Source organism: Megasphaera jansseni (assembly GCF_047974155.1).
In the GTDB taxonomy this organism is placed as follows: domain Bacteria; phylum Bacillota; class Negativicutes; order Veillonellales; family Megasphaeraceae; genus Megasphaera.
Genome location: NZ_JBHYRR010000058.1, coordinates 1 through 4277 on the forward strand (window position 1 = coordinate 1; position 4277 = coordinate 4277).

The window sequence follows — 4277 nt, forward strand, 5'->3', positions numbered from 1 at the left end:
TACTACTGCTGCCGGAAACAATGTCACCAACTATGGCCTGTCCTTAGCGAACAGCATCACTATCGGCAAGGGAGAAAAGAGCCACCCGATCGTGATTGATGGCAATAAAGGCGAAATCACAGGCCTGACCAATAAGACGCTCGACGTTGAAGGATTTGCTACGAAAGGCAGAGCGGCAACGGAAGAACAGCTGAAAGAAGTCAACAGCAAAGCAACAGCAGCTAAGACGACTGTTACCGCAGGCAAGAACATCGAAGTTAAAGGCCAATCCGATGAAAATGGCAGCGCGTATACTGTAGGCTTGACAGATGACGTCAGCCTTGGTAATGGTGCAATCCAGCTGAACGGTTCCGATGGTTCCATCAGTGCTACTTCGGGTACGTCCAGCCTGAACTTCAATGACAAAGGCTTGTCCCTCAGCAATGGCACGAACTCGACGGTCATCAACGGCGGCACGATTACTGTCAATGGCGGGGAATCCGTTATCAGTGGTACACAGGCAACCTTTGGCAAGATTAAATTGAATGCTGAAAGTGGTTCGACGATTACCGGCTTGACTAATACGACGACGAAGTACGATGGTTTTGCAACGGCTGGCCGGGCCGCAACGGAAGAACAGCTGAGTGAAGTGGCAGGCAAGGCAAGCGAAGCTATCGAGACGGCTGGCCAAGGCTGGAACCTGACGACTAACGGTAAAGATGCTAGCAAGACTAACATCAAACCGGGCGGCACAGTAGATTTCTCCAGCGGCAATGACAATCTGGTCATCAGCAATGCTGGCGCAGACCTCTCGTTCTCCCTCAGTGACAATCTCGACCTGACCAATAATAAAGATAAGAAGGGCAGCGTCAAAGTCGGTGAAAATACGGCATTGAGCAATGAACTTCTCCAGGTCGGCAAAGACGTTTCCCTCACGGCCAGTGCGCTTAACGTAGGCAACTCGTCCTTGACGACAAATGCCCTCATGGTCGGCGGCTTCACCTACATCGACTCCAATGGCCTCAATGCCAATAACCGGGTTATCTCCAACGTAGCAGCCGGTGTTGCGGATACGGATGCAGTCAACGTCGGTCAGCTCAAATCGGCTATCAGCAGTTCGCAGGTTTCCATCAAGGCAGGAACTGGCATTATCGTGGAAAAGACCGGTTCGTCCTACACCATCAAGACCAACATCGAAGGACTTTCCAATGAACAAGGTGCCATTACTGTTTCTACCGACCCTGATTCTTCCGTAGTTACTGATTCCTCCACTACCTCGACTTCTCGTGCAAGACGGATGAATACACTCCTTCTGGCAGAAGAGGCAGTACCTCAGACGACTACGGATGTGGGAGATAAATTGTATGTGGAACCATCTCTGAATGCATCCACTATTAATTCGGAAGACGGCTATGTTGTCTTAAACAATGGTGACGAAATCAATATCCATGGTGATGATGATAGCATCACAACGAACGTTACGCAGAAGAAGAACGATGCTGGAAAAACGATTGATACGCTCAGCATTCAGATGAACAAAGACATCAAGGTAGATAGCATTACGGCAAAAACGGGAGACACGATTACCTTCAATTCTAAGATCGACATGAACAGCCAGAAGATTACCAACCTGGCTGATGGCGAAATCGCTGAAGGTTCGACAGATGCCGTCAATGGCGGACAGCTCTACAACACGAATCAGGCCGTCATTGCCAACGCGGAAAACATCAACAGCCTGAGCCATTCGCTCAACAAGCTGGACAGCCGCATCAATCGCGTCGGTGCTGGCGCAGCCGCTCTGGCAGCCCTCCATCCGCTCGACTTTGACCCGGACAACAAGTGGGACTTCGCAGCTGGTTATGGCAACTATGCCGGCGCCAATGCCGTCGCTATCGGTACCTACTATCGCCCGAACGAAAACACCATGTTCAGCATCGGTGGCAGCTTCGGCGGCGGTGAAAACATGATCAACGCCGGCGTCAGCTTCAAACTCGGCAGCGGTGGCAGCGGTATCACGACGTCCAAGACGGTCATGGCTAAGAAGATTAAAGAACAAGATGAACTCCTGAAAGCACAGGATGCTAAGATGAAAGAACAAGACGAAAAGATTGCTAAACTGGAAGCTCTCGTAGCCCAGCAAGGCGAAATGATTCAGCAGGCACTTGGCAAGAAATAGTGCCATAGCGATGAGGTTGTCGCACCAAGTCAAGATTACTTGAGGCGACAACCTCATTTTTTTTCGCAGGCCGCAGGTGGCAGTTCGCAGGCCGCCTCGGATTCAGATGCGGCGTTCCGCCGCAACAGGTTCATGAAATGAACGCAGTTCGCAGGTCGCAAAAAATACGGCCTGGGTGGCCGTATTGTAGGGGCTTCCTGTAGGAAGCCCGCCAGAGAGATTCGACCACAGCCGATTCGAGTATGATGGCAGGCTTTTACGAGCCACGAGCCACGAACCACGAACAACGAGCCACGAGCCACTAATTTCTCTTTTGGTTGTAAATGCAACAGAAATGTTCCTTTCTTTTTGTTATACTTTATGTGTACTCGATGAGAGCAGAGAATTACGAATCACCCATTCAATTTATATGTATGAGATACAGGAGGTTTTCCCCATGACTAAAGAAAAACAGATGTTTTGTTTCCAGTGTGAACAGACCGCTATGGGTACTGGCTGTACCGGCTGTGCCGGTGTTTGTGGCAAATCGGCAGTAGAAGCCGGCTTGCAGGATGTTTTGACCGGCGCACTCGTCGGCTTGGCCCGTACCTGTCAGACTGCCGCTCCGACGGCTAAGACCTATCGCACGATCCTCGAAGGCATGTTCACGACCATTACCAACGTCAACTTCAACACGACGACGACTCAGGCTATGATCGACAAAGTTCACGCCGAAGCCGCTGCTCTTTCGTCCACTCCCGCAGCTGACTACGACATGAACCAGATGTGGAACGCTGATGAAGATATCCGTTCCCTCAAATCGCTCATCCTCTTTGGTATGCGCGGCATGGCTGCTTATGCTTATCATGCTCTCATGCTCGGCAAATCGAGCGAAGAAGTCGATGATTTCTTCGTCAAAGGCTTGTCGGCTATCGGCGAAGACTGGGGCATGGATGAACTCCTTCCGATTGTCATGGAAACAGGCAAAGTCAACTTGACCTGCATGGCCCTCCTCGATGAAGCCAATACTTCTACTTATGGCACCCCGGTTCCGACGACGGTTCCCTTGACCGTTGAAAAAGGCCCGTTCATCGTCGTCACCGGTCACGACCTGAAAGACTTGGAACTCCTCCTCAAACAGACCGAAGGCAAAGGCATCAATATCTACACGCACGGCGAAATGCTCCCGGCTCATGCTTATCCGGAATTGAAGAAATACAAACACCTCAAAGGCAACTTCGGTACGGCTTGGCAGAACCAGCAGAAAGAATTCGACGGCGTTCCCGGCGCTTTCTTGTTCACGACGAACTGCCTCATGCCGCCTCGTAAATCCTACATCGACCGCGTCTTCACGACGGAAGTCGTTTCCTTTGACGGCGTAACTCATATCGGCGAAGACAAAGATTTCACGCCGGTCATCGAAAAAGCCCTGGAACTCGGCGGCTATGCAGAAGACCAGCACTTCACCGGCATCAACGGCGGCAGCACCGTTACGACAGGCTTTGGCCATGGTACGGTCCTCTCCGTAGCTGACAAAGTCATCGACGCTGTCAAAGCCGGCGCTATCAAACACTTCTTCCTCGTCGGCGGCTGCGATGGCGCTCGTCCGGGCCGTAACTACTACACGGAATTCGTCAAACAGACCCCGGCTGATACCGTCGTCCTTACCCTGGCTTGCGGCAAATACCGCTTCAACGACCTCGACCTCGGCACTATCGGCGGCTTGCCGCGCATCATGGATATGGGCCAGTGCAACGACGCTTACAGCGCTATCCAGGTAGCTGTCGCTTTGGCAAAAGCCTTCGACTGCGGCGTAAACGACCTGCCTTTGACCCTGGTCCTCTCTTGGTACGAACAGAAAGCCGTCTGCATCCTCTTGACCCTCCTCTCCTTGGGCATCAAGAACATCTACCTCGGCCCGACACTGCCGGCCTTCGTCTCCAAGAATGTCCTCAACTACTTAGTAGAAAACTTCAACATCACCCCGATTAGCACACCGGAAGCTGACCTCAAAAAGATTTTGGGATAAGAGACCGTTTCGGCTGCAGGCCGCTCGGAATTAAATGAAAAGGGGCTGTCGCACGAAGGTTTTTGCCATCATGCGAGGCCCCTTCAACTTAAAAGTTTTTCGTTCGTAGTTCAT

The 4277-nt window shown here is 51.6% G+C and carries 2 protein-coding genes; both read left to right on the top strand.

From position 1 onward, the window contains the following. On the top strand, nt 1-2155 hold a 2155-nt coding region (locus ACE418_RS13275), incomplete at its 5' end, for a YadA-like family protein (protein WP_416451054.1). 436 nt (nt 2156-2591) lie between these two features. Further along, complete coding sequence (gene hcp / locus ACE418_RS13280) at nt 2592-4163, top strand: hydroxylamine reductase (RefSeq protein WP_416451055.1); 1572 nt, start codon at nt 2592-2594, stop codon at nt 4161-4163. Nucleotides 4164-4277 lie beyond the last annotated feature (114 nt).